We start from the raw sequence: 22,616 nt of genomic DNA, 5'->3' as shown, positions 1-22,616 counted from the left end.
ACGCTCCCGAAACGCGGCCTTGGGGCTCCCTTGAGTCGGGCTAGGCTGGATTCCATGAATCTCCTGCAAGCCTCCCTGGCGGGCGGGGCCGCCTTCCGCGAGCCGTCGCAGCTTCTCGACGGCCTGACTTTCGAGGTCGCCTCCCGGCCCGTGCCCGGCGTTCCCTACACCCTCGTGGCGCTGCTCGCCCACCTCGCCGTCACCACGCGGGCCAGCCTCGACCTCGCCTCGGGCCGCACCCAGGCGTGGCCGGAAGGGCTCGACGTGTGGCCGGACCCGCCCGTCACCGAGGCGGCCTGGCGGCACCTGATGGACGAACTCACCCTCGAACTCGCCGAGGCACAGGCGCTGGGGGGGGACCCCTCGGAGCGGGCGCGGGACGTGCTGACCGACCTCGCCGCGCATAACGCCTACCACTGGGGGCAGGTGGCCCTGTTGCGGAGAGTGCTCGGCGACTGGCCGGGGGACGGCGAATGAGGGTCCGGGTGGGCAGCCTCAACCCCGCGAAGGTGCGGCCCGTGCGCGAGGTGTTCGGCGCGTGGTGGCCGGACGCCGAGGTGGAGGGCGTGGCCGTGCCCAGCGGCGTGCCGGAACAGCCCGTCGGGGAGGCGCAGACGCGCGAAGGGGCGGTGAACCGGGCGCGGGCGGCCCTCGTCGGCGCGGACTGGGGCGTCGGGCTGGAGGGCGGCGTGAGCTTCGAGGGGGAGGAGGCGCGGCTCTTCGGCTTCGTCGCGGTGGCACGGGGACACCGGGTAGAGGTGGCGCGCACGGCGGAGGTGCGGCTGCCTCCGGTCGTCGCGGCGCGGGTGCGGGCGGGCGAGGAAGTCGGCCCGGTGATGGACGGGGTGCTCGGCACGGTGGACGTGAAGCGTGGGGTGGGGAGCGTCGGCGTGCTCAGCCGGGGGCTCGTCACACGGGCGGACGTGTGGCGGCAGGCGGTGGCGTTCGCCGCCGTGCCCTTCCTCGACCCGGGGTTGTACCCTGAGCCATGAGCCCCGAATCCCAGGTGACGAACAACGAGCAGGAGCGCCGCTACGAACTCCGTCTGGACGGCAACGTCGTGGGCATCGCCGAGTACCGCCCGGCGGGGCCCGCGCTGATGTTCACCCACACCGAGGTCGAGGAGGGCCACGAGGGACAGGGGCTGGGCTCGCAGCTCGTCCAGGCCGCGCTCGACGACGCCCGCGCCCAGGGGCGGCAGGTCGTGCCCATGTGCCCCTTCGTGGCGGCCTTTATCCGCGAGCACCGCGAGTACGTGGACCTCGTGCAGCCGGGGCAGCGGGGGGTCTTCGGGCTGTAAGCAGGCTCGGCTGTTCCTGAGCGGGAAACGCACGGTTGCCCCCCGGCGGGAGGCGCAGCCTCGGGGCATGACGGCCTCCTCCCCTTCCCCACGGCCGGTGCCGTGGGTCACGCGGCTGACGCTGCTGCTGAGCGCCACCCTCACCATCATGAGCGGGGCGACCATCGCGCCCTCGCTGCCCGCCATGCAGGCGCACTTTACGCAGGTGCACAGTGCGGGGCTGCCGAACGCCGACGTGCTCGTGCGCCTGACCGTGACGGTGGTCGGCCTCGCCATCGCCGTCAGTGCGCCCCTGAGTGGCTATCTCACCGACCGGATCGGGCGGCGTCCGGTCCTCGTCGTGGCGATGGTGCTGTACGCCCTCGCCGGGTCGAGCGGGCTGTACGCGCCGGACCTGACCACCCTGATGCTCGGGCGGGTGCTCCTCGGGCTCGCGGTGGGGGCGACGATGACGGCGGGGTCGGCCCTGGTGGCGGACCTCTTCGCCGGGGAGGAGCGGGCGCGCTTTCTGGGGTTGCAAAGTGCCTTTACCAGCCTCGGCGGGGTGATCTTCCTGCCGCTGGGCGGACTCCTGGCGAGTGTGGGGTGGCGCGCCCCCTTCGCGGTGTACCTCGCCGCCCTCCTGATCGTGCCGCTGGCGTTGCGGCTGCCGCGCGGGGAGACGGCGGGGGCGAGGGGCGCCGGGGACGCCGCCGAGCGCGTGCCGTGGCGGTGGGTTCTCCCGGCCTACGCGGTGGCGCTGGGATACATGCTGGTCTTCTACCTGATGCCCACCCAGCTCCCCTACCGCCTGGAGGGGCTGGGGGTGGCCCCGGCGCAGGTCGGCTTCGTGATGGGGGTCAGCACCCTGTCGGGCGCCGTCGCGGCGCTGTGGTTCTCGCGGCGGGGCGGCACCCGCACCCCGGCCCTCACGGCGGGCCTGAGCCTGCTGGCGATGGCGACCGGGTGGACGGTGGTGAGCCTCGCCCCCGGCACCGGGTGGGTCGTCCCCGGCCTGATCGTCGGCGGGGCGGGCGCGGGTCTGGTGACCCCGAACCTCACGACCTTCCTCGCGGCCCTCGCCCCGGCCCACGCGCGGGGAAGGGTGATGAGCGGGCTGTCGGCGAGCATCTTCCTGGGGCAGTTCCTCTCGCCGCTGCTCGCCCAACCCTTCGTGCGCGGGGACGACGTGAGCCACACCTTCGCGGGGGGAGCGGTGTTCGCGGCGCTGATCGGGGCAGGCCTTCTGGTGGCCGGGCTCCGGCTGGCGGCGGGGCGGTCGGCGGCGGCGGGGTGAGCGTCGCCCCCCTCCCCCGTGTCGCGGTACCTATCAATCGCTATTTCTTAGCCTTGAATACTTGCCATGTGATACCTTGACCCCATGATCGTCGTCAAAGTGGGCGGAAGCGCCGGGATCGACTACGACGCCGTGTGCGCCGACCTCGCCGCGCGGTGGAAGGAGGGCGGGCGGTTCGTGCTCGTCCACGGGGGGAGCGGGGAGACGAACCGGGTCGCCGAGGCGCTGGGGCACCCGCCGCGGTTCGTGACCAGCCCGAGCGGGTACACGTCGCGCTTCACCGACCGCGAGACGCTGGAGATCTTCGAGATGGTGTACTGCGGCAAGATGAACAAGGGCATCGTCGAGCGGCTTCAGCGCCTCGGCGTGAACGCGGTGGGCCTCAGCGGGCTCGACGGGCGCATCTTCGAGGGCCGCCACAAGGACTCCGTGCGCGCGGTCGAGAACGGCAAGGTCCGGGTGTTGCGGGGGGATCACACGGGCACCGTCGAGCGGGTGAACGTGGACCTCGTTCACCTCCTGCTGGGCGCGGGCTACCTCCCCGTCCTGACGCCCCCCGCCGCGAGTTACGAGGGCGTGGCGATCAACGTGGACGGCGACCGGGCCGCCGCCGCCCTGGCCGTGGCGCTGGGGGCCGACGCGCTGCTCCTCCTCTCCAACGTGCCCGGCCTGCTGCGGGAGTACCCGGACGAGAGCAGCCTGATTCGGGAGATTCCGGCGAACGACGTGGAGAGCTACCTGGAATTCGCCCGGGACCGCATGAAGAAGAAGGTGCTCGGCGCCGCCGAGGCCGTGCAGGGTGGGGTGAAGCGCGTCATCTTCGGGGACGCCCGGGCGGGGCAGCCGGTGAGCGCGGCGCTGGGCGGGGCGGGGACGGTGGTGAGTTAAGGCCCCTGTCAGGTGATGTGTGCCACGGTCGGGGTGATGAAAGACCCCGAGTACGAGGCTTTGCAGCGCGAGGTGCGTGATGCCGACCAACGAGCGCAGGCTGCCCGGCTGCGACTGTGGGAGAAACGGGGGCCGGAGTGGTGGAGGCGACTTGGAATACTGTTTGGCGCTTCAGGAGTGGGTTATGCGACTGCAATGTCGCTTAGGCTGTTTCTGGAAAGCCTAGAATTTTACAGGTCACTCAGCTCCGGATTTCTATGGAAGCTGCTATTTTCCGTGGCACTCGGCCCTGGGGTTTTGCTTGTCCTCCGCCTTCTGCCTCCGCTCCGACCTTTTATGCGCCGATTTGACTGGGAGCTCCTGCTGGGCTTCGGCGTGGGGCTTTCACTGACGCTCCTACTCGTCACACTCCGGAGTTGATAGGTGAGTTGCAGGAGCTTCTTTGCTCACTGAAGAAGGGCCAGGCACCATCTGCATGCCCGGCCCTTCATTCTGTTGCCCTTGCTACTGCCCCGCACCCGGAATCTCGAACGCCTGGAGCTCCACCGTCACCTCTCGCGTCTCCCCATCCCGCTGCACGGTGAGCCGCACGCTGTCGCCGATGCGCTTGGCGATGATCGCCCGGCGCAGGTCGTCGCCCTCGGTGACCGGCTGGCCGTCCACGGCGGTGATGATGTCGCCGCCCGTGGCGATCTGGGGCTGAGCCTGAGCACCCTGTCCCTGGAAGCCCTGGGGCGGGTTGGTCGCGGCGGGCTGGGTGCTCCCCCTGAGCCCCGCCCGTGCCGCCGGGCTGCCGGGGTAGACCTGCCCCACCAGGGCGCCCGTCGCCGGGAGGTTGAGCCGCTGGCGCTCGCCTTGCGAGAGGGCGCTCAGGTCGGTGAACCCGATGCCCAGGGTGGGGGTGCGCAACTCGCCGCCCGCCTGGAGTTGAGACAGCAACCTCTTGACGGTGTTCACGGGGATGGCGAAGCCCACGCCCGCGCTCTGGCCGCTGCCGCCCGTCAGAATCTGGGTGTTCACGCCGATGACCTGCCCGGCGCTGTTGAGGAGGGGGCCGCCCGAGTTGCCGGGGTTGATCGCCGCGTCGGTCTGGATGACGCTCTGGCTGACGCCCTTGGTGCCGACGGGCACGGTGCGCTCCAGGCTGGAGATGATGCCTTCCGACACGCTGAAGTCGAGGCCGAAGGGAGCACCCATCGCGATGGCCTTGAGGCCCACGTCGAGCCGGGAGGAGTCGCCGAGCGGGATGGGCCTGACGGCGTTCCGCGGCAGCCCCTCGGCGCGGATCAGGGCGAGGTCGAAGTCGGGAGCGCGGCCGATCACCCTCGCCTGGTAGGTCTGCTTGCTGCCGTGGAGGCGGATGGTGATCTCGCTGGCCCCCTCGACAACGTGGTTGTTGGTGATGATGTCGCCCTGGCTGTTCACGAAGAAGCCGCTGCCGGTGCCCTGCTGCACGCCGCCGGGGCCCCCTTCCGGCAGGCCGGGGATGTCGGGGCCGAACTGGTCTTGCAACCGCTGGCGGAGTTCGGCCTGGGGCCCGCTGCCCGCTCCCTCGGTCACGCCGATGTACACGAGGCCGTCCTGGCGCTGCTTGACGACATTCACGGTGTTCGCCTCCGACTCGGTGCGGGCGCGGCCCGAATCGTAGACGGGGGAGGAGGTCCCAGCGGAGGAAGGGGTCGCCGTCTGAGTCACGGCGGCCGGCACGGTTGAACTCTGCGCGTTCGTCCGCTCCGACACTTGAAAACCCGCGAACGCCCCGAGCGCGAGCGTGCCTGTCAGGGCCAGCAGGGAGAGGTTCTTCTTCACGGGTGCAGCTTGACTGAGGTCGGTTACGCGGCGGTTAAAAACGCGCGCCCCCTTCCCCAGTTCACACCGCCGCCGCGCTCGCCCGCCCCGCCACCCGCCCGCTCAGGAGACAGCCGCCCAGGAAGGTCCCCTCCAGCGAGCGGTACCCGTGCATCCCGCCCCCGCCGAAGCCCGCGACCTCGCCCGCCGCGTACAGGCCGGGGATGACCTCGCCGCCCGGTCTGAGGACCCGCCCCTGCAAGTCGGTCTCCAGCCCGCCGAGGGTCTTGCGGGTGAGGACGTTCAGCCGCACGGCGATCAACGGTCCGCCCGCCGGGTCGAGGATCGGGGCGGGCGGCGAGACGCGCATCAGCCGCTCGCTGCGCAGGCCCCGCGCCCCACGCACGAGGGCGAGCTGGGTGTCCTTCCCCACCTCGTTCGCAAGCTGCGCGTCGCGGTCCTGCACCTCCCGCTCGACGGTCGCGTAGTCCACGTCCTGAGTGCCGACGAGCGCGTTCATCTCAGCCACGAGGTCGCGCAGATTGTCGCGGATCACGAAGTCCTCGCCGTGGTCCATGAAGGCCTGCACGGGAGCGGGCACCTTCCCCGTCACGCGGCGCAGGACGAGGCGCACGTCCCGGCCCGTCAGGTCGGGATTCTGCTCGCTGCCGGAGAGGCCGAACTCCTTTTTGATGATGCGGCGGTTGAGGAGAAACCACGTGTGCGGGTAGCCGCTGCGGGTGATATGCGTCAGGGTGGCGAGGGTGTCGAAGCCGGGGTAGTGCGGAAAGGGCAGGCGCCGCCCGGTGGGGTCGAGCCACAGGCTGCTGGGGCCGGGCAGGATGCGGATGCCGTGTCCCGGCCAGACCGGGTTCCAGTTGCGCAGCCCCTCGGTGTAGTGCCACATGCGGTCCTCGTGGATGAGGTTCGCCCCTGTCCGCGCGACGGTGGCCTGCAACTCGCCGTCCACATGCCGGGGCACGCCCGCCACCATGAACTTCGGAGGAGGGCCCATCCGGTCCACCGGCCAGTTCCGCCGCACGAGGTCGAAGTTGCCGCCGATCCCGCCCGAGGTCACGACGACCGCCCCCGCGTTCAGGCTAAAGTCGTCCACCACGACCCGCGAACTCGCCTCGCCGCGCCCCACGTCGGAGGGTTCGAGCACGTCGCCGTAAACCCCGTGGACGACGCCGTTCGTGATGTTCAGGCCACGCACCCGGTGGCGGAAGCGCAAGGCGATCCGTCCCGTCCCCACGTGTTCGCGCACCCGCCGCTCGAAGGGCTCCACCACGCCCGGCCCGGTGCCCCAGGTGATGTGGAAACGCGGGACGCTGTTGCCCGGCGCGTCCGCCCCCTGCCCGCCGCGCTCGGCCCAGCCGACGGCGGGGAAAAAGCGCATCCCCTGACCCGTCAGCCACGACCGCTTCTCCCCCGCCGCAAAGTCGAGGTAGGCTGAAGCCCAGCGGCGCGGCCAGTGGTCCTCGGCCCGGTCGAAGCCCGCGGTGACCGCCCAGTCGCGCCCGGCCAGCTCGCGCGAGTCACGGATACCCAGCCTGCGCTGCTCGGGCGAGTCGATCAGGAAGAGGCCGCCGAAGGACCAGAAGGCCTGGCCGCCCAGGCTCTGCTCGCCCTCCTGGTCGAGGAGGAGGACGCGGCGCCCGGCGTCGGCGATTTCTGCGGCGGCGGTCAGCCCGGCGATTCCGGCGCCGACGACGATCACGTCTGTGTCAGGGGTGTGCATGGGAGACCTCGGGGGGCGGGGAGGGGGCGCTTTTCTACAGCAGTTCCCGGTGAAATTTCTGGACCTCGACCGTGAAGCCCCCCGGTGTCATGAGGTAGAACGTCCAGCGGCCGTGGTCCTCCCTGGGGGCCTGCGGGTGAAAGCCGCCTTCCACGAGGCGGCGGTACACCTCATCGACCTCCTCGACGGTGTTCCGGGTGAACCCGATGTGGAACATGGGCGGATAGATCACGTCGTCCTCCTGGAAGAGGGAGAGAAGGGCACCGCTGTCGTCGCGCAGGAACGCCATGTCCCCGGTCACCAGCCGGGTCCGGCGAAATCCGAAGTAGGTTTCCAGGAGGGCGACGGTGGCCCCCACATCGGTGACCGCCAGGTTGACGTGATTGAGGTTCATGGGTTCAGGGAGTGTACTGCACGCCGCCAGCTTGCCCTTCGCCTGCGACGAAGAACGGGGACACCCCCTTTTCCGAGGGTGTCCCGCTGCTGGATTGGATTTTGGTGGTGCTCGGTCAGCCGCTGGGCTGTGGTCTTGCTCCGGTCCTACTTCTTGCGCTTGGAGGCGGCGGGGCCCTTCTTGCCGCCCCCACCGCCGCCGCCGCGTTCCTTGGCGTCGCGCATGAAGGAGCGCAGCTTGGCCTCGAACTGCGGGCTCTGGCGACCGATGGCGCGGGGGCGCGGAATCTCTTCGGGCTCTTCGAGCAGCTCCTTGATGGAGAGGTCGAGGCGGCCCCGCTCGTCGCGGCCCAGCACCTTGACCTCCACGTTCTCGCCCTCGCGGACATGATCGTGGATGTTCCGCACGAAGGAGTGCGCGATCTGCGAGATGTGGACGAGGCCGGTCTCGCCGTTCTCGAACTGGATAAACGCACCGAAGTCGGTGACGCGCGTGACACGGCCCTCGACGACCGCGCCGGGGTCAAGCTGCACCAAGGGTGCCCTCCTGAATCAGCATGGGGCCAAGTCTACACCATGCCCCCACACCCCTGCACCCCCAAAGGTGAGAGTCCGCCCGGAAACCGGCAGGGCGCTGTGCGCCGCCTCCGCGCCCCCGCCGCCCCGCGCGCCCTCAGGAGGACCCGGGCAGCTCACCCGCTAGAGTGAAGATCATGAAGCTTCGCGGCACGCTCGGCGGTCTCAATCTCCTCCTCGAACCGGGCGACACGGCTTCCAGTGTCATGAACGCACTTGCTTCCCGCGCCGACCTGCTGGGCTCCAACGTGACGCTCGAAATTCAGGGAGACACCGACCCCGGCGCCGTGGAGGCCGCCCTGGACGCCATCCGGTCGGCGGGGGGCACCCCGGGCCGGGTCCGCGCCCCCCGCGTGACGGTCCCGAGCGCGGCGGGCGACGACGGCAGCGCCCGCACCGTGATCCTGCCGCACGGCGTCCGCGCGGGCTTCCGGGGCGAGTACCGGGGCAGCGTGGTGATCCTCGGCGACGTGAATCCCGGCGCCGAGATCGTCGCGGGCGGCGACGTGATCGTGATGGGCGCCCTGCGCGGGGTGGTGCATGCGGGATACGGCGGGAACGCGGACGCCATCGTCTGGGCCCGCCCCATCGCCAGCGCGCAAATCCGCATCGGCGACGCCGTGGCCCGTGCCCCCGAGGGCAGCAGCCTGAGCAACATGCGCAAGCTCGACGGCCACGAGGGGGCGGAGCAGGCCCGTTTGCAGGACGGAGTGATCGTGATCGACGCGCACCGGTGATTCATGGAGAAGGGATTCTATATTATCGTCGATGTCCCATTCCCAAGTGCTGTTTTCAAGACAAGCACGGATAATTTTTTAGTTGCAGGCTTATTTATATGGCTGTCGAGGAAATTATAAAATAGGCTAATTCCTGTTTATGGCAAGTTGGAGGTCAAAGTCGTTTTTATCTCAAAATTCGGAGCGTATGACTATCATCTGGCTCCGCTATTTGATGACAGATCTACCTCAGCAGTTGGAAGCTCGATCCATGACGAGATATACTATGAGGCAGCCAGAATAATGAGCGATGTCATCTCCTCTTCTCTCCTAATTGTTTACCTACCTTCTACAGTGACAATGTAAAGAGCATCACTCTTGAAGCAGCCAGGATGATCAAGGTAGAAGGCGACTGATCGACATCCTAGGAGAAAGTGCAGTGGGGTGAGGAGGTCTCAAGGCTCCTCATGCGCCGACTCCCTTCCAGGCTGCCTGTTTTCCCTCCCTGGACGAGAACCAAGGCCGTCACCACCTCCCACTCCCGTCCTTTGTGACCCCTTTCCCCGCCCCAGCCCACATTTCGGGTATACTTGCAGGGCAGTTCCTCGAACGAGGGGTGGGCAGTGGGCCCACCTTTTTTCGTGGAGGGGGTGGTGGAGGGCTGCCCGAAAGGTGGCCGACAATATGAATAACAACGCAGCCAACAACTCAAACAATCTGCACGCGCTCGCCGACGGGGTGCTGCGGCCCCTGGGCTTCGAGGTGCTCGACGTGCAGGTGCAAAACCCCGGTCGGCGGCCCATCGTGGTGATCCGGATGGACCGCCTAGACGAGCAGCCCGTCACGGTCGAGGACCTGGAGGCCGCCAGCCGGGCGGTCGGGGCGGAGTTCGACCGCCTGGACCCCATCTCCGGCGAGTACCGGCTGGAGCTGGAGTCGCCGGGAGCCAAGCGGCCCCTGACCCGGGCGCGGCACTTCGAGCGCATGATCGGCCTCAAGGCCCGGGTGCGCGGCGAGGGGCACGCCTTCACGGGACCGATCAAGGCGGTGGACGGCGAGCAGGTGACCTTCGACCGCGAGGGCGAGGACGTGACGCTCACGGTGGGGAGCTTCCAGGGCAACCTCGCCGAGTTCCCGGACCGGCACCGCTAAAACCGAAGAGAACACAGGAAGGAAGAGTGAGATGACCCAGGGTGAATTCAACTTCGCGGACGCGCTGCGTGAGGTCGCGCAGGCCCGCAACATCAACGAGATGCAGCTCATCGAGGCCTTCGAGCAGTCGCTCGCGCAGGCCTACACCCGCAACGTCGAGCCCGACCGCCGGGTGGAGGTTCACCTCGATCCCGTGAGCGGCGAGCTCGAAGTGCTGATCGTGCGCGAGGTCGTCGAGAAGGTGGAGGACGAGAACCTCCAGATTTCCCTCGCCGACGCCCTCGAACTCGACCCCGGCGTCGAGATCGGCATGGAGATGGAGTTCCCGGTGGACCGCGAGAAGTTCAGCCGGATCGCCCTCCAGGCCGCCAAGCAGACGCTGACCCAGAAGATGCGCGAGACCGAGCGCAACGTGGTCTTCAACGAGTACAAGGACCGCGAGGGCCAGGTGCTCACGGCGCAGGTCGTCCGCTCCGACAACAAGGGCAACTGGTTCGTCGAACTGGGTGCGGGCGAGGCGATCCTGCCCCCCCGCGAGCAGATTCCCGGCGAGAAGCTGGTGCCCGGCAACCGGGTCAAGATCTACCTCAAGGAAGTGCGCAAGACGCCCAAGGGCCCGACCATCCTGGCGAGCCGGGCGGACGAGCGGCTCCTCGACTACCTGCTGCGCCAGGAAATTCCCGAGGTCGCCAACGGCATCGTCGAGGTCAAGGCCATCGCGCGCGAGGCGGGGCAGCGGTCGAAGGTCGCGGTGTTCTCGCACAACCCCAACGTGGACCCCATCGGCGCGTGCATCGGGCACCGGGGCAACCGCATCCAGGCGGTGACGGGCGAGCTGGGCCGCGAGCGCGTGGACGTGATCTTGTGGGACGGCAACACCCGCGACTTCATCCGCAACGCGCTCTCGCCCGCAAAAGTGGGCCTCATCGAGGTCCACCCCGACGTGCGCGAGGCGACGGTCACGGTGACGCCCGACCAGCTCTCCCTCGCCATCGGCAAGGGCGGGCAGAACGTGCGGCTGGCGGCCAAGCTGACGGGCTTCAAAATCGACCTGCGCGAGACGGCGGCGGTCAGCGACCTCGACCTGGCGATGCAGCAGGCGATGCAAGACGAGCGGGCGGCGGCGAGCAATGCGGGGAGTGCGAGCTCGGCCTTCGACGCCCTCTTCAAGGACAGCAAGTCGGTCGCCACGGCCAGCCCGGACGACGGGCAGGAGTAAACCGCGTGTCCGCCCAGCCGCGCCACATCCCCGAGCGGTCCTGCGTGGCCTGCCGCCGAAAGCGTCCCCAGGGCGAGTTCGTGCGGGTCACGCGGACCCAGGAGGGGTGGCGGGTCCTGGCCGGGGGGCGGACGGGCCGGGGGGCCTACGTCTGCGCCGACTCGCCGGAGTGCTGGGCGGAAAAGCGTCTGCGCCGGGCCTTTCGGGGGGACGCCCCGGCGGTCAGCGCGGCGCTGCTGACGCGGCCTCCCGGCCCGGCGCACTCCAATCCGACTCACACAGCCACGGATCAGCCTGTGACAACCTGATCTTCTGCCCCCACTCCCCTCTGCCCACGGGTTGAGGGGCGGCCAGGGGGCCTCACCGGAGGTGAGCATGTCGAAAGTTCGCATCTATAACCTCGCCCGCGACCTGGGCGTGGACAACGGCAAAATGCTGGAAATCCTCGACGGGCTGGGCGTTTCCTACAAGAGCGTGAGCAGCACCATCGAGGACGAGACGGTCGACCTCATCAAGCAGATTCTGGAGGAGGAAGCGGCGGGCGGCCCAGCTTCGACGCCCACCGCCGCTCCCGAGCCCGTCCAGGCCAGCGTCCCGCAGGCCCAGGCCGAGACGCAGGCCGCGTCCCAGTCGGCCCCGACGGCGACGGCGGAGCGTGAGCCCGAGCCCACCGCTCCCGCGACCCGGGAAATCCCGCACCGCGCCCCGGTCGTCACGATCATGGGGCACGTGGACCACGGCAAGACCTCGCTGCTCGACTACATCCGCAAGACGAAGGTGGCGGCGAAGGAGGCGGGCGGCATCACCCAGCACGTCGGCGCCTTCGAGGCGAAGACGAGCAAGGGCAAGATCGTCTTTATCGACACCCCCGGCCACGAGGCGTTCACGACCATCCGCGCGCGCGGGGCGAACGTCGCCGACATCGCCATCATCGTGATCGCCGCCGACGACTCCCTGATGCCCCAGACGCGCGAGGCCATCGCGCACGCGCAGGCGGCCAAGGTCCCGATGATCGTGGCGATCAACAAGGTGGACCTCCCGCAGGCCGACCCCGAGCGGGTCAAGACCGACCTCACCCAGCTCAACCTCGTGCCCGAGGAGTACGGCGGCGACCTGATCGTCGTGCCGGTGAGCGCGCGGACGGGCGAGGGCGTGGAGGACCTGCTGGAGTACATCAGCCTGACCGCCGAGTTGGAGGACCTGCGCGCCGATCCCAAGGGCGAGTTCCGGGGCGTGGTGATCGAGAGCCGCGTGGACCGCCAGGCGGGCGTCCTCGCCACCGTGATGGTGCAGGAGGGCACGCTTCATGTCGGCGACTTCCTCGTCGTCGGCGAGGGCTACGGCAAGATCAAGGCGATGACCGACTCGAACGGCGGACGCATCAAGGACGCCGGGCCGAGCACGCCCGTGCAGATTCTGGGCTTCAACGAGGCCCCCGCGAGCGGTGAGACGGTCCGCAGCGCGAAGAACGAGCACCAGGCGCGCGAGGTCGTGGCGCAGCGGGTCGGCGACCGCCGCGACGCGGAAGAAGCCCGGGGCCGCCGCCGCCTGAGCCTGGAGGAGATGATGGGGCCGCTCGGGGAGACGCGCACGGTGAACGTGATCCTGCGCGCCGACACCCAGGGCAGCCTGGAGGCGATCCAGGGCATCCTCGCCAAAAAGGAGACGGACGACGTGAAGATCAACGTCCTCCTCGCCGGGATCGGCTCGCCGACCGAGGGCGACGTGCTCCTGGCCTCCACCGCCGAGGCGACGATCCTGTGCTTCAACGTGACCGCCTCGGGCGGCGTGAAGAAGATCGCAGAGCAAAAGGGCATCGACCTGGGGTCCTTCCGCATCATCTACGAGCTGATCGACGAGGTGGACCGCCTGATCAAGGGCAACGTTGAGCCCGTCTTCGAGGAGCGGTACCTGGGCCGCGCCGAGGTCCGCATGATCATCAAGCACCCCAAGAGCGGTAACATCGCGGGGTCGTACGTCACCGACGGGCTGCTGCGCAGGAACGCGAAGGCCAAGGTCACGCGCGGGCGGCAGGTCGTGTACCAGGGGACCGTCGTGGGCCTCAAGCGCTTCAAGGACGACGTGCGCGAGGTGCAGACCGGGTACGAGTGCGGGATCAACCTCGACTGGAACGACGTGCAGGAGGGGGACATCATCGAGGCGTCCGAGATGGTGGAGGTCACGCAGGCGTAAGGGGAGCAGTCAGCTCTCAGCAGTCAGCCATCAGCAAAAGGAGAGGGGCGGCCCCGGTGTGGGAGACCGCCCCTCTCTTCTTTGGTTCGTGGGCTCAGGAGCCCTGGGTGCCGGGGGTCGTGGTGCCCGGCTGGCCGAAGCCACGCGGTCCGCCCTGACCGTCCCGACTGGGGCCGCCGCGTCCGCCGCGCCCGAAGTTCAGGCCGAAGTTCGCGTCCGCCTGGGCGCGGGCGAGGAGTTGCTGGGCCTGCGCCTGGGAGAGGCGACCGGCCTGCACCTCGGCGTTGAGGCTGGTCCTCAGGGCGGCGACGGCGGCGTTGCGGACGGTGGTGGTGCTGACACCCTTGGCCTGGGCGAGCTGGCGGACGGTCTGCCCCTGCTGGAGCTGCTGGGTGAGGGCCTGCTCGCTCAGCCCCAGGGTGCGGGCGACGGCGGCGACGACGGCCTGGCCGAATCCGGCGCGGGGGCCACGGTCATTCATCTGGCCGCCCATCTGCCCCGTCTGGCCGTCAGGTCCACCCCGGCCCAGGTCACCCCGTCCGCCGAAACGTCCGAAGTTGAGGGGCGCGTCCTGAAGGCGGGCCTTGAGGTCGGCGGCGCGGTCTTGCGGGATGTCCCCGTTGCGCACCGCCTGGTCGATGGTGGCGTTCCCGGCGGCGACGGCGGCGGACTTCAGACGGTCCACGCTGATGCCAAGCCCCGCGGCGAGGCGTTGCAGGAAGGTGTCGGCGTAGTTCGTGGCGCTCGTCTGCGCGCCGGGGGGGGTGCCGGGCCGGGCGTTGTTCTGGCTCTGGCCGGGCTGCGCGGGCTGGACCCGCTGGGGGGCCGACTGCTGGGCGAACACCAGCCCCGCCGTGAGGGGCAGGGCGGCGACGAGGGCGAGCAGGGCCGTGCGGTTCTTGGGGGTGGACTTCACTCGGTTCACGCTCCTTTGGGGGAATGCCCGGCAGAGGGGACCGGGCACGGCGTCAGGGTGCGGCGGGGCCGTTAAACGGGGGCTAACGGCGGGGGAGGGTGACGCACGGGCGGCGGGGTCCCGGACAGCCCTGCTATGCTGGGGCGCTCAGCACGGGCGGCGTTTCTCCTGACCGGGCTGTCCCGCGCGCAGACCCACGAAGATGCCCACCCCCGAGCCCGTCCCCGCCCGCCTCCCCGTGACGCCCCCGTGGCGGTCGCGGCTGGCCGCGTGGCCGGGCGTGCTGACGCTGCTCTCGGTGCTCGCGGTGCTGCTCGGTCACCAGCCGCCCGTCATGGACCAGGGATCCCGGGTGACGGCGGGGAGCGTGGCCCCGGCCCTCCCCGAGTGGCGCCCGGCGCCGCAGCCCACCCCCGGGCCCGCGCTCGGTGCCGCCCCGCCGCCCGAGCCCTTCCGGATGCCGGGGGGGGCCGACCCGGCGCCCAACCGGCTGCCCGTTTGGACGGTCTCCCCCCCGAAACGCAGCCTCGCCCTGCTGGGACGGCGGCAGACGGACGGGGGGTAGGAAGGCGGAGGCCGGGCCGCCACCGTCTCCCCTCTCCCTCCCATCTGGAGTCCTTCTGTGACCTACAGCAATCCAAACCGCAACCGCAACCGCCGCCCGCCGCCCCGGAAGGCGGCCCCGGCGCCCGGCAAGCCGAACCGCTGGACGGGCCTGCTCCTGCTGCTCACCCTGCTCGCCAGCCTGCTGTACATCTGGCGGCCCTGGGAACACCGGGGCGATCTCTGGACCCTCTGGGACGACCAGTACCAGTTCATGACGCTGGGCCTCGACCTCAAGGGCGGCCTGCGCATCGAGCTTGCCCCCGAGGGCGGCAACGCCACCCGCGAGGAACTCGACCGGGTGAAGACCGTCATCGAAAACCGCATCAACGCCCTCGGCGTGGCCGAGCCGACCGTCACCGTGGCGGGCGGGCGCCGGGTCGTGGTGGAGATTCCGGGCGCGACCCCCGCCGTGCAGCAGCGGGCGCGCGAGATCATCGGTCGCACCGCGCGGCTCGAATTCCGCATCGTGAACCCGGGGGCACAACCTGATCCGCAGCTCGCGCAGCAGAAACCCGCGACGGGCGGCTATACCCTCGAAGACCTTGGCCCGGCGCAGGCGACGGGTGAAGTCATCGCCAACGCGCAGGCCTCGACCGATCCCACGACCGGGCGCTGGGTGGTGAACTTCCAGACGACCCCGCAGGGCGCGCAGGTGTTCGGGGACTTCACGGGCAAGAACGTCGGGCGGCTGATGGCGGTCGTGCTCGACGACCAGATCCAGTCGGTGGCGACGATCCAGCAGCGCCTCTTCCGCGACGTGCAGATCAGCGGCTCCTTCGACGCCGAGGAGGCGGGCCAGCTCGCCCTGGTGCTGGAGTCGGGGGCGCTGCCCATCCAGATCAGGACCGAGGCCGAACGCGCCATCGGGCCCACGCTGGGCGCCGACGCCATCCGCAGCGGCGCCATCGCCTCGCTGGTGGGGATCGCGCTGGTGTTCGGGATGCTCTTCTTGTACTACGGCTTCTGGTTCGGGCTGGTGGGGGCGCTCGGCCTGCTGTTCTCGGCCATCGTGATCCTGGGAATGCTGGGCGGCTTCGGGGCCACCATGACGCTGCCGGGCATCGCGGGGCTGGTGCTCACCATCGGCGCCGCCGTGGACGGCAACGTGATCTCCTTCGAGCGCATCAAGGAGGAGATGGCGAAGGGCAAAGGCCTCAAGAACGCCATCGGCGCCGGATACCAGCACTCCACCGCCGCGATCCTCGACGTGAACGCCTCGCACCTGCTCTCGGCGCTGGCCTTGTACAACTACTCGACCGGCCCGGTGAAGGGTTTTGCCGTCACCCTGATCATCGGCGTGATCGCCTCCACCTTCTCGAACCTCGTGTTCGCCAAGTGGGGGATGCAGGTGCTGGCGCGGCGCAGGCCGAATGCGAGCGCCCCGACCCGCATCGGCAAGACCAACATCAACTTCATGAAGGCCGCGCCCATCGTGACCACCCTCAGCGTGCTGCTGGCGCTGGGCGGCGGGCTGATCCTGGCGACCCGGGGCCTGAACTACGGGGTGGACTTCGTGTCCGGCACCACCCTGACCGTCCGGGCGGGCGCGGCGACGACGCCCGAGCAGATGCGCGAGGCCGTCTCGGGTGCGGGCGTCGCCAAGGTGACCCCGCAGAGCGCCACCATCCAGCGGGACGTGATTCCGGGGATCAGCGGCGCCCAGTACACCGTCAAGGTGCCCGAACTCACCGCCGCCGAGACGCAGCGGCTGGGCACGGCCATCTCGGCGCTGCCGCAGGGCGAGGTGCTGTCGAGCGAGACGGTCGGCCCGGCGGTCGGCCAGGAGCTCACCCAGAAGACCGTCTACGCCGTGGTCCTGGGTCTGGCCCTGATCCTGATCTACGTCGGCTTCCGCTTCGACTTCATCATGGGGCTGGGCAGCATCATCGCCGCCGTCCACGACGTGGCGATTGCGATGGGGCTCTTCAGCCTGCTCGGCCTGGAGTTCACGGTGGCGACCGTGGCCGCGCTGCTCACATTGATCGGTTACTCGCTCAACGACTCGATCATCGTCTCCGACCGCATCCGCGAGAACCTGCGCGAGATGCGCGGGCGGCCCTACCGCGAGATCGTGAACACCTCGATCAACCAGACGCTCTCGCGCACGGTGATGACCTCGGTGAGCACCATGCTGCCGCTCGTCAGCCTCCTGATCTTCGGCGGCCCGGTCCTGCGCGACTTCAGCCTGATCCTCCTGATCGGCATCCTCGTCGGCACCTACTCGTCGATCTACATCGTCGCGCCGATGGTCGTGTACCTGGAGGAGTGGAAGGACAAGCGCAAGGCGGGCGCGCGGACGGTCAAGGCGTAAGGGGGAGCGGTCAGCTTTCGGCCATCAGCCAGAGGGGCGGCTTCCGGTGGGCGGTCGCCCCCCTCGCTGTTGTGCTGAGTCAGCACGGTCGGCCTGTCAGAAGGTTCCATCTCCAACCCAGCTCTAACCGGCACCCAGTACCCTGCGGCCACCCTTTTCAGGAGGTCTGTCATGAACCCGTACCCGCAGCACGACGACCAGGACAACGACGACGAGATGGTGGGGACCCTGCTGAGCAGGAGAACGGCCCTGCGGCTGCTCGGACTGGGCGGCGCGGGGCTGGCGGTGGGCGGCGGCGTCCTCGCCCAGCGGCGCGGCCCTCCTCCCGGCGGGGCGGGCGGCACGAGCGCGGGCACGGGCGGCGCGGCCAGCCTGCCGGGCTGCGTGGTGCGCCCCGCCATGACCGAGGGGCCGTACTTTGTGGAGGAGGAGTTGCGGCGAAGCGACATCCGCAAGGACACCTCGACCGGACAGGTCAGCGCGGGCGTGCCGCTCACCCTCACCTTCGTCACCTCACGCGTGGCGGTGAACGCCTGCCAGCCGCGCGCGAACGTGCTGGTCGACGTGTGGCAGTGTGACGCGCTGGGCGTCTATTCGGGCGTGCAGGGCGACGGCGGCGACTTCCTGCGGGGCTCGCAGGTCACCAATGCCCAGGGCAGGGCGACCTTCACGACCGTCTACCCCGGCTGGTACCCGGGCCGGGCCGTCCACATCCACTTCAAGCTGCGGCCCCTGAACGCGGGCGGGCAGGCGACCGGAGAGTTCACCTCCCAACTGTTCTTCCCGGAAGAGGTCACCGACCGGGCACACGCCCGCGCCCCCTACAACCGCAAGGGCAGGCGCAACGTGCTGAACGCGGAGGACGGCATCTACCGCAACGGGGGGAACCAACTCCTGCTGAGCTTGACGGGGGCGCCGGAGCAGGGGTACAAGGCAACTTTCGACGTAGGGCTGAACATCGGGTAGGAAGGTCAGGGGGCCGGGGCGGGCTCAGTCCTCGCCTCCCGGTCCAGCCGGGCTTTCACGAGCCGCATCAGGTCGTCGAGGGTCGCCGCCGCGCGGATCTGGGAGGCGGGAAGCCACTCGCGCAACGTTCCATCCGGCCCCACCTCGAAGGCGGCGGGGAGGGGCACGCCCTGCACGCCGTACTCGTCCCGCAGTTCATCGCGGTGCAGGAACCGCACGTCGCGTCCCAGCCCTTTCACGTAGTCGCGCCACTCGCGTTTCATGCCCGTGACCCCGTAGGTCACCGCGCAGAGCTGGCAGTCGTACTCCCCTGGCCGGACGGTCTTGACCCACAGGTCCCTCAGGCCGTTGAGGACGCCGCCGTCCGCGTTGTACACGAAGACGAGGGGAACCGGGGCAGGGGCCGTCATGCGCTCAGCGTAGAGCCCGTCGCTCGTCACGACGGCGAGCCCCGCGACGGTTGCGCCCGCCGCCTGTCTGCCCCGCCGTTCCTGACCATGCCGAGGATTGGCGTAGCTTAAAGACATGACGGACACCGCGACCAAGAGGAAGCTCAACTGGAACAGCCACCACGTCACGCAGGGGGACGAGCGCGCGCCCAACCGGGCGATGCTGCGCGCGGTGGGCTTCGGGGACGGCGACTTCGAGAAGGCGATCATCGGCGTGGCGCACGCGCAGAGCAACATCACGCCGTGCAACAACGGGTTGGGTGAGCTGGCGGGCCATATCACCGACGCGATCCGCGAGGGCGGGGCGATGCCCCAGGTGTACGGCACCATCACCGTGTCCGACGGCATCAGCATGGGCACCGAGGGGATGAAGTGCTCGCTGGTCAGCCGCGAGGTGATCGCCGACTCCATCGAGACCGTCAGCCGGGGCCAGTCTCATGACGGCGTGATCGTGGTCGGCGGCTGCGACAAGAACATGCCCGGCGCGATGATCGGCATCGCCCGCCTCAACATCCCCGCCGTCTTCGTCTACGGCGGCACCATCAAGCCCGGTCACTACGACGGCAAGGACCTTACCATCGTGTCCGTCTTCGAGGCGGTCGGCGCTTTCGGCGCGGGCAAGATCAGCCGCGAGGACTTCGAGCAGATCGAGAAACGGGCCTGCCCCGGCAACGGCTCGTGTGGCGGCATGTACACGGCGAACACGATGAGCAGCGCCTTCGAGGCGATGGGGATGAGCCTGCCGTACTCCTCCACGATGAGCGCGGTGGACGCGGAGAAGGCGACGAGCAGCGCCGACAGCGCCCGCGCGTTGATCAAACTGATTGAGCAGGACATCCGCCCGCGTGACATCCTGACGAAGCAGGCCTTCGAGAACGCGATCACCGTCGTCATGGCCGTTGGCGGCTCCACGAACGCCGTACTGCACCTGATGGCGATTGCCCACGCCTGCGACATCGACCTGAGCCTGGAGGACTTCGAGCGCATCCGCGAGCGCACGCCAGTCTTCTGCGACCTCAAGCCCAGCGGGCGGTACGTGGCGACCGACCTGCACGAGGTGGGCGGCATCCCGCGCGTGATGAAGATGCTGCTGAAAGCCGGGCTGCTCCACGGCGACTGCCTCACGGTCACGGGCAAGACGGTCGCCGAGAACCTGGCGGACGAGCCGGAGACCCCCGACGCCGGGCAGGACGTGATTCACCCCTTCGACCAGCCGATCTACCAGCAGGGGCACCTCGCCATCCTGCGCGGGAACCTCGCGCCGCAGGGATCGGTCGCCAAGATCAGCGGCCTGAAGAGCATCAAGATCACTGGCCCGGCGCGCGTCTTCGACTCGGAGGAGGAGTGCATGGCGGCGATCATGGGCGACCAGATCAGGGCCGGGGACGTGCTCGTCATCCGCTACGAGGGCCCCAAGGGCGGCCCGGGAATGCGCGAGATGCTCTCCCCCACCAGCGCGATCATCGGCAAGGGGCTGGGCGACTCGGTGGGATTGATCACCGACGGGCGCTTCTCGGGTGGCACCTTCGGGCTGGTCGTGGGCCACGTCGCCCCTGAGGCGTTCGTGGGCGGCCCCATCGCGCTCGTGCAGGAGGGCGACACCATCGAGCTGAACGCCGAGACGCTGCAACTCAACCTGCACGTGGACGAGGAGGAGCTGGAGCGGCGGCGGGCGGTGTGGGTGGCGCCGGAGCCTCGGTACAAGCGCGGCGTGCTGGCGAAGTACGCGAGGCTGGTGAGCAGCGCGGCGGTGGGGGCGTACACGGACTGAGCGGGGGATGGAAGTGGGGGCCGTCCATCTGGGGGTGGGCGGCCCTTCTGCTTGGGATAGGTTGAGGCATGGCAGTGCCGGATTTTCAAGCCTTCATGCGGCCCATCCTGCACCTGATTCAGGACGGCCAGGAACACCGGATCAGGGACCTCTACGAACCACTTGCACGGCACTTCTCTCTCACGAAAGAAGACGTGCAGGAGCTCTTACCCAGCGGGCGCCAGGCGAAGTATGCCAACCGCATCCTGTGGGCCAAGTTCCATCTGAGCAAGGCGGGCGCGGTCAGCAGCCCGAGTCGGGGCACAGTGCGGATGACCGAGCAGGGCGGACGCCTCTTGCAACAGTACCCCGGCAGTATCTCCATGCGGGAGCTGAGTACCATCCCTGCCTACGCGCAATTCGTCGGACGTGGGAAGGCCGCCGACCTTCCAGCAGAGGCTCAACTGACCTCCATTCCTCCAACAACCTCACCCGAAGAGCAACTCGATGCCCTTTACACCGAACTCAACGCAGCGCTGGCGGACGACCTGCTGGCTCAGGTGACGCAGCTCACGCCGCAGCAGTTCGAGGCGCTGGTGGTGCAACTGCTCGTGGCGATGGGCTACGGCGGGACGACCCGCGACGCCGGGCAGGCCCTCGGCAAGAGCGGCGACAACGGCATCGACGGTCTGGTCAAACAGGACCCGCTGGGGCTGGACAAGGTGTACCTGCAAGCGAAGAAGTGGCAGAACACGGTGCATAGCCCGGAGATTCGGACCTTCGCCGGGAGCCTCAGCTACCACAAGGCCAGCAAGGGCGTTTTTCTGACGACCTCCGGCTTCAGCAATGGGGCCAGAGAAACCGCCGAGCGCCTCGGCCACATCATCCTGATCGACGGACCGAGACTGGCCGAGCTGATGATCCAGTACGGCGTCGGCGTCGTCACCCACACGACCTATGCGCTCAAGCGGGTGGACAGCGAATTCTTCGAGGGTGTCTGACCCCTGGGGCCATCTGCTCCTTAGGAGACGAGGTTTGTCTCGCCTCACGCCCAACCGACATGAGCCCAACCCCCCTCCACCGCCGACCGGCAGACCGCCCATAACGGGGGCGCTACGCCTTCGTCGATGGGGGGCCGCTGATCTTCGGAGAGCCGTCCCTTTCGCCGGAAGAAATTCACAAGACGGCGCGGCGGGTTTTCCTTTTCTCACCTTCCCGCCTCTTTTTGTCGAATAGACCCCAGTGACCCCGCCAGTGGGGGCATGTGCCTCTCCTGAGACGGCTGTTAAGTTCGGCTCATGAAGGTCCTGGTCACGGGTGGGGCGGGGTACATCGGCAGCACGGTCTGTTCCGCGCTGGAGGAGCACGGTCACACACCGGTCATTCTCGACTCGCTCGTGACGGGTCGGCGGGAATTCACACGCGGCCGCGCGTTCTACCGGGGAGACATCGCGGACAGGCCGCTGCTCGAACGGCTGCTGGACGAGCACCCGGAGACCTGTTGCACGATCCACTGCGCGGCGCTCATCGTCGTTCCCGAGTCGGTGGCCGAGCCGTACCGCTACTACCGGGAGAACGTCGCCAAGAGCCTGGACCTGTTCCAGAACCTCGTGGAGCTGGGGCAGACGCGCGTGGTGTTCAGCTCCAGCGCGAGCATCTACGACGCCTCGCCGGACTTCCGCGTCACGGAGGACAGCCCCCTGCGCCCCGGGAGCCCCTACGCCCGCACGAAATACATGATGGAGATGGTGCTGGAGGACCTGTGCCACGCCACCGAACTGCGCGGGATCGCCCTGCGGTACTTCAATCCCATCGGCGCCGACCCCGGGCTCCGCAGCGGGTCGCACGTGGAGGCCCCCTCCCACGTCCTGGGCCGGATCGTGGAGGCGGCGCGCGGACGGCTGCCCGTCTTCGAGGTCACCGGGACGGACTGGCCCACCCGCGACGGCAGCGGCCTGCGCGACTACATCCACGTCTGGGACCTCGCCCTGGCCCACGTGCGGGCGGTCGAGCAGTTCGACGCCGTTCTCGAACGTGCCCGCCTGCGCGACCTGAACGACCGCTACCTGGCCGTGAACCTCGGCACCGGCCAGGGCGTCACGGTCAGGGAACTCGTCGCCGCCTTCGAGCGTGTGTCCCGTCAGCCGCTGCCCCTGCGGGCCGCCCCGCCCCGCCCCGGAGACGTCGGCGGGGCGTACGCCGGAGTCGAGCGGGCGTGGGAGTTGCTGGGCTGGAGGCCGCAATCGAGCGTCGACGAGGGCATCAGGACCGCCCTCGCCTGGGACGAGCGGAAAATCCTGGGTTGACGCGGGGCACTCCAGGCTTCAAAACCGGGGGGTGGGAGGAGCCGAGGGCCGGGTCTCGCCCAGACCTCCC

22 protein-coding genes are annotated in these 22,616 nt (G+C 69.3%); 16 read left to right on the top strand and 6 right to left on the bottom strand.

The features are described from left to right. The first annotated feature begins 54 nt into the window (after nucleotides 1–54). From IC605_RS00205 to IC605_RS00185, 5 genes are all read left to right on the top strand, one after another. Nucleotides 55–477, top strand: coding sequence for a DinB family protein (locus IC605_RS00205; protein WP_216317563.1), 423 nt, complete (start codon nucleotides 55–57; stop codon nucleotides 475–477). Next, a complete protein-coding gene (gene yjjX, locus IC605_RS00200; RefSeq protein WP_216317562.1) occupies nucleotides 474–992 on the top strand; it encodes an inosine/xanthosine triphosphatase in 519 nt (172 codons plus the stop codon). Before IC605_RS00205 ends, yjjX begins: the two co-directional genes overlap by 4 nt. Continuing rightward, nucleotides 989–1,300: a GNAT family N-acetyltransferase gene (locus IC605_RS00195; protein ID WP_216317561.1), complete on the top strand. Its 312-nt coding sequence runs from the start codon at nucleotides 989–991 to the stop codon at nucleotides 1,298–1,300. The genes yjjX and IC605_RS00195 overlap by 4 nt, the downstream gene beginning before the upstream one ends. A gap of 67 nt (nucleotides 1,301–1,367) precedes the next feature. Next, complete coding sequence (locus IC605_RS00190; protein ID WP_246580239.1) at nucleotides 1,368–2,576, top strand: MFS transporter; 1,209 nt, start codon at nucleotides 1,368–1,370, stop codon at nucleotides 2,574–2,576. An 84-nt stretch (nucleotides 2,577–2,660) separates the two neighbouring features. Continuing rightward, on the top strand, nucleotides 2,661–3,464 hold the full coding sequence (locus IC605_RS00185; protein ID WP_216317560.1) for a [LysW]-aminoadipate kinase: 804 nt from the start codon (nucleotides 2,661–2,663) through the stop codon (nucleotides 3,462–3,464). Between the two features lie 504 nt (nucleotides 3,465–3,968). Here IC605_RS00185 and IC605_RS00180 read toward each other — a convergent pair. The 4 genes from IC605_RS00180 to IC605_RS00165 all read right to left on the bottom strand — a co-directional run bounded on the left by IC605_RS00180 (nucleotide 3,969) and on the right by IC605_RS00165 (nucleotide 7,923). Continuing rightward, nucleotides 3,969–5,273, bottom strand: a complete 1,305-nt coding sequence (locus tag IC605_RS00180) for a S1C family serine protease (protein ID WP_216317559.1) — start codon at nucleotides 5,271–5,273, stop codon at nucleotides 3,969–3,971. A 61-nt stretch (nucleotides 5,274–5,334) separates the two neighbouring features. Next, complete coding sequence (locus tag IC605_RS00175) at nucleotides 5,335–6,993, bottom strand: FAD-binding dehydrogenase (protein WP_216317558.1); 1,659 nt, start codon at nucleotides 6,991–6,993, stop codon at nucleotides 5,335–5,337. A gap of 34 nt (nucleotides 6,994–7,027) precedes the next feature. Beyond that, nucleotides 7,028–7,387 (bottom strand): VOC family protein, encoded by a 360-nt coding sequence (locus tag IC605_RS00170; protein WP_216317557.1) that lies wholly within the window; start codon nucleotides 7,385–7,387, stop codon nucleotides 7,028–7,030. A 146-nt stretch (nucleotides 7,388–7,533) separates the two neighbouring features. Further along, nucleotides 7,534–7,923 (bottom strand): S1 RNA-binding domain-containing protein, encoded by a 390-nt coding sequence (locus tag IC605_RS00165; RefSeq protein ID WP_216317556.1) that lies wholly within the window; start codon nucleotides 7,921–7,923, stop codon nucleotides 7,534–7,536. Between the two features lie 176 nt (nucleotides 7,924–8,099). On the opposite strand from IC605_RS00165, the gene IC605_RS00160 reads away from it, so the two are divergent. From IC605_RS00160 to infB, 5 genes are all read left to right on the top strand, one after another. Beyond that, nucleotides 8,100–8,699 (top strand): septum site-determining protein MinC, encoded by a 600-nt coding sequence (locus IC605_RS00160; RefSeq protein WP_216317555.1) that lies wholly within the window; start codon nucleotides 8,100–8,102, stop codon nucleotides 8,697–8,699. A gap of 663 nt (nucleotides 8,700–9,362) precedes the next feature. Continuing rightward, nucleotides 9,363–9,830, top strand: a complete 468-nt coding sequence (rimP, locus tag IC605_RS00155; RefSeq protein ID WP_216317554.1) for a ribosome maturation factor RimP — start codon at nucleotides 9,363–9,365, stop codon at nucleotides 9,828–9,830. A 31-nt stretch (nucleotides 9,831–9,861) separates the two neighbouring features. Beyond that, nucleotides 9,862–11,049 (top strand): transcription termination factor NusA, encoded by a 1,188-nt coding sequence (gene nusA / locus IC605_RS00150; protein WP_216317553.1) that lies wholly within the window; start codon nucleotides 9,862–9,864, stop codon nucleotides 11,047–11,049. A gap of 5 nt (nucleotides 11,050–11,054) precedes the next feature. Next, complete coding sequence (locus IC605_RS00145) at nucleotides 11,055–11,357, top strand: YlxR family protein (RefSeq protein WP_216317552.1); 303 nt, start codon at nucleotides 11,055–11,057, stop codon at nucleotides 11,355–11,357. 67 nt (nucleotides 11,358–11,424) lie between these two features. Beyond that, nucleotides 11,425–13,242 (top strand): translation initiation factor IF-2, encoded by a 1,818-nt coding sequence (infB, locus tag IC605_RS00140; protein WP_216317551.1) that lies wholly within the window; start codon nucleotides 11,425–11,427, stop codon nucleotides 13,240–13,242. 94 nt (nucleotides 13,243–13,336) lie between these two features. Here infB and IC605_RS00135 read toward each other — a convergent pair whose 3' ends face one another. Beyond that, nucleotides 13,337–14,167 carry a hypothetical protein gene (locus tag IC605_RS00135; protein WP_343216446.1) on the bottom strand — a complete coding sequence of 277 codons (831 nt, stop codon included), beginning with the start codon at nucleotides 14,165–14,167 and terminating at the stop codon, nucleotides 13,337–13,339. Between the two features lie 193 nt (nucleotides 14,168–14,360). On the opposite strand from IC605_RS00135, the gene IC605_RS00130 reads away from it, so the two are divergent. From IC605_RS00130 to IC605_RS00120, 3 genes are all read left to right on the top strand, one after another. Next, nucleotides 14,361–14,723 (top strand): hypothetical protein, encoded by a 363-nt coding sequence (locus IC605_RS00130; protein ID WP_246580238.1) that lies wholly within the window; start codon nucleotides 14,361–14,363, stop codon nucleotides 14,721–14,723. 57 nt (nucleotides 14,724–14,780) lie between these two features. Then, nucleotides 14,781–17,075 (top strand): protein translocase subunit SecD, encoded by a 2,295-nt coding sequence (gene secD, locus IC605_RS00125; RefSeq protein ID WP_216317550.1) that lies wholly within the window; start codon nucleotides 14,781–14,783, stop codon nucleotides 17,073–17,075. A gap of 171 nt (nucleotides 17,076–17,246) precedes the next feature. After that, the gene (locus tag IC605_RS00120; RefSeq protein ID WP_216317549.1) at nucleotides 17,247–18,041 is read left to right on the top strand and encodes an intradiol ring-cleavage dioxygenase; all 795 of its coding nucleotides are present in this window, start codon (nucleotides 17,247–17,249) and stop codon (nucleotides 18,039–18,041) included. 5 nt (nucleotides 18,042–18,046) lie between these two features. Here IC605_RS00120 and IC605_RS00115 read toward each other — a convergent pair whose 3' ends face one another. Beyond that, a complete protein-coding gene (locus IC605_RS00115; RefSeq protein ID WP_216317548.1) occupies nucleotides 18,047–18,451 on the bottom strand; it encodes a hypothetical protein in 405 nt (134 codons plus the stop codon). A gap of 115 nt (nucleotides 18,452–18,566) precedes the next feature. Between IC605_RS00115 and ilvD the strand changes: the two genes are divergently transcribed. The 3 genes from ilvD to galE all read left to right on the top strand — a co-directional run bounded on the left by ilvD (nucleotide 18,567) and on the right by galE (nucleotide 22,546). Next, nucleotides 18,567–20,261: a dihydroxy-acid dehydratase gene (gene ilvD / locus IC605_RS00110; protein ID WP_216317547.1), complete on the top strand. Its 1,695-nt coding sequence runs from the start codon at nucleotides 18,567–18,569 to the stop codon at nucleotides 20,259–20,261. A 68-nt stretch (nucleotides 20,262–20,329) separates the two neighbouring features. Next, nucleotides 20,330–21,241: a restriction endonuclease gene (locus IC605_RS00105; protein WP_216317546.1), complete on the top strand. Its 912-nt coding sequence runs from the start codon at nucleotides 20,330–20,332 to the stop codon at nucleotides 21,239–21,241. A gap of 297 nt (nucleotides 21,242–21,538) precedes the next feature. Next, a complete protein-coding gene (gene galE, locus IC605_RS00100) occupies nucleotides 21,539–22,546 on the top strand; it encodes a UDP-glucose 4-epimerase GalE (RefSeq protein ID WP_216317545.1) in 1,008 nt (335 codons plus the stop codon). Nucleotides 22,547–22,616: the final 70 nt, after the last annotated feature.

Source organism: Deinococcus aestuarii, from assembly GCF_018863415.1.
GTDB lineage: Bacteria > Deinococcota > Deinococci > Deinococcales > Deinococcaceae > Deinococcus > Deinococcus aestuarii.
This window is presented reverse-complemented; position numbering and strand designations above follow the sequence as displayed.

Bases quoted from the DNA above. Each gene is read 5' to 3' on its own strand.
- nusA (WP_216317553.1), top strand. From the start codon at position 9,862: ATGACCCAGGGTGAATTCAACTTCGCGGACGCGCTGCGTGAGGTCGCG.
- yjjX (WP_216317562.1), top strand. From the start codon at position 474: ATGAGGGTCCGGGTGGGCAGCCTCAACCCCGCGAAGGTGCGGCCCGTG.
- IC605_RS00160 (WP_216317555.1), top strand. From the start codon at position 8,100: ATGAAGCTTCGCGGCACGCTCGGCGGTCTCAATCTCCTCCTCGAACCG.
- IC605_RS00190 (WP_246580239.1), top strand. From the start codon at position 1,368: ATGACGGCCTCCTCCCCTTCCCCACGGCCGGTGCCGTGGGTCACGCGG.
- ilvD (WP_216317547.1), top strand. From the start codon at position 18,567: ATGACGGACACCGCGACCAAGAGGAAGCTCAACTGGAACAGCCACCAC.
- galE (WP_216317545.1), top strand. From the start codon at position 21,539: ATGAAGGTCCTGGTCACGGGTGGGGCGGGGTACATCGGCAGCACGGTC.
- IC605_RS00170 (WP_216317557.1), bottom strand. From the start codon at position 7,387: ATGAACCTCAATCACGTCAACCTGGCGGTCACCGATGTGGGGGCCACC.
- rimP (WP_216317554.1), top strand. From the start codon at position 9,363: ATGAATAACAACGCAGCCAACAACTCAAACAATCTGCACGCGCTCGCC.
- IC605_RS00205 (WP_216317563.1), top strand. From the start codon at position 55: ATGAATCTCCTGCAAGCCTCCCTGGCGGGCGGGGCCGCCTTCCGCGAG.
- IC605_RS00115 (WP_216317548.1), bottom strand. From the start codon at position 18,451: ATGACGGCCCCTGCCCCGGTTCCCCTCGTCTTCGTGTACAACGCGGAC.
- IC605_RS00195 (WP_216317561.1), top strand. From the start codon at position 989: ATGAGCCCCGAATCCCAGGTGACGAACAACGAGCAGGAGCGCCGCTAC.
- IC605_RS00105 (WP_216317546.1), top strand. From the start codon at position 20,330: ATGGCAGTGCCGGATTTTCAAGCCTTCATGCGGCCCATCCTGCACCTG.
- IC605_RS00175 (WP_216317558.1), bottom strand. From the start codon at position 6,993: ATGCACACCCCTGACACAGACGTGATCGTCGTCGGCGCCGGAATCGCC.
- IC605_RS00120 (WP_216317549.1), top strand. From the start codon at position 17,247: ATGAACCCGTACCCGCAGCACGACGACCAGGACAACGACGACGAGATG.
- infB (WP_216317551.1), top strand. From the start codon at position 11,425: ATGTCGAAAGTTCGCATCTATAACCTCGCCCGCGACCTGGGCGTGGAC.
- IC605_RS00130 (WP_246580238.1), top strand. From the start codon at position 14,361: ATGCCCACCCCCGAGCCCGTCCCCGCCCGCCTCCCCGTGACGCCCCCG.
- IC605_RS00185 (WP_216317560.1), top strand. From the start codon at position 2,661: ATGATCGTCGTCAAAGTGGGCGGAAGCGCCGGGATCGACTACGACGCC.